Source organism: Bacillus sp. SIMBA_005 (assembly GCF_046535585.1).
Classification (GTDB): Bacteria; Bacillota; Bacilli; order Bacillales; family Bacillaceae; genus Bacillus; species Bacillus pumilus.
On sequence record NZ_JAWRWI010001166.1, the window covers coordinates 1 to 236 of the forward strand.

The following is a 236-nucleotide window of genomic DNA, read 5'->3' on the forward strand; positions in this document are numbered from 1 at the left end:
CTTGAGTTTTTAAAGAGTGAGTATTCCGAAGAGCTTCATCTCTGCGGATCTTTTTCTTCAGATGAATCTGCGGCGAAAGACAGGAGAGAAAATCTGATTGAGGGCATCGCAAAGATGATGTCCAGTATTTTAAAGATTGACAGAAAGGAAATGGAAGAAGAGACTTCATTCGGCGAGTACGGATTTGATTCTATTACGTTTACCAGACTCGGAAATGAAATCAATCAACAATATGG

General features: G+C 39.4%; 1 protein-coding gene. It reads left to right on the forward strand.

What is annotated here, in order from left to right; translation table 11 throughout:
- Nucleotides 1-236 (forward strand): acyl carrier protein (locus tag SB660_RS23770; RefSeq protein ID WP_410585064.1); only part of this gene is annotated, 236 nt, incomplete at both ends.